The organism is Arthrobacter glacialis (assembly GCF_002909445.1).
GTDB classification, from domain to species: Bacteria; Actinomycetota; Actinomycetes; order Actinomycetales; family Micrococcaceae; genus Specibacter; species Specibacter glacialis.
The window spans coordinates 1-1,037 of record NZ_PPXC01000059.1 but is presented as its reverse complement, the minus strand read 5'-3'; the positions used below and the strand labels follow the sequence as shown (position 1 = coordinate 1,037).

Here is a 1,037-nt window from a genome sequence, read left to right as displayed (position 1 = left end):
GCTGCGGATCCAGCGCTCGAAGGCCACTGACGATGCCGCTGAAACCCGCGGTCGGCTGGAGGTTACCCAGCAGAACCTGAGCGCTCTAGAAGCACAGAACAAGGAGCTGCGTGAACTGAACAGAACCCTACAGGCCGCTCTGTTAGAAGGCTTTAGAGGTGGTAAAGCAGCATCTGGCACGGACGAATAGTTTTCTTAATTGACATTTTTTCAATTTGTCAAGTATTTCTTGAGGTTTTCGGATGAAGGGTGGTAGTTTAATAACGCACCGCGTGGTGCGACTTTTAAATGAGGACTTTTTATGGCTAACCGCAAGACATGCACGGACAGTGCATCTAACGAGGCAGCGCTTCTGCAGGTGTTTGCCACCAACACCTTTCGTAAAGTCATCTTTTTTGCTAGCCCAGATACGGGCGGGTCGCGCAACTGGCCATTGATGGCTGTGTTGGTCGAGGACCAATCAGGCGAGCTCGACGTTTATGATGGGGATTTCCTTACTGCTACTCGTTACCCGCGCTATCTGGAAGTTAAAGCCGTCTTGGATGCGGCCCAGGCTAGCAACGGGAATGTGTTTTATGCCACAGCTCCACTTCCTTTCACTTCGGGCAAAGGAGAGGATGCAGCTGCGTTGGACATGCTCTCAGTTCAAACCGACGTATTTGATCGGTCGACGCGAGCAAATTATTTCAAACTGCTGAGCCGTTTGAGCGAAAAGCAGTACGCTCAGACCTACGAATGATCATGGCTCCCTGGCTTTCTTGATGTCAGCCAGGGAGTCATGATCAGAGCCGGCAGCTCATCAAAGGTCCAGCTGCAACGGCGCCACCGGAATGCCCACCATAACCACGCCTGGCTTAGCCTCGACTGTAGGCAACTTCTCCGCCCGAATCAGCGTGCTCAATTTCAGTTTTGGGTCGTGAACCATCAGGTCTGACTCCAACACGTAATCAAACCCATCCCTTGTCCCACAAATCGGTATTTCTGCCGCTTTTACTGCTGCGCGGATACCCTCTAGCTGCTCAGCAGGGCCTGGCTTT

General features: G+C 52.3%; 3 protein-coding genes. 2 read left to right on the top strand and 1 reads right to left on the bottom strand.

The features are described from left to right. A partial coding sequence (locus CVS27_RS21160; protein ID WP_207767612.1) for a hypothetical protein occupies positions 1-190 on the top strand: 190 nt, incomplete at its 5' end. 111 nt (positions 191-301) lie between these two features. Continuing rightward, positions 302-739: a hypothetical protein gene (locus CVS27_RS20420; RefSeq protein WP_103467655.1), complete on the top strand. Its 438-nt coding sequence runs from the start codon at positions 302-304 to the stop codon at positions 737-739. Between the two features lie 60 nt (positions 740-799). On the opposite strand, the gene CVS27_RS21155 is transcribed toward CVS27_RS20420, so the two are convergent. Further along, positions 800-1,037, bottom strand: a 238-nt coding sequence (locus CVS27_RS21155; RefSeq protein WP_133163023.1) for a hypothetical protein, incomplete at its 5' end; no start/stop codon positions are given.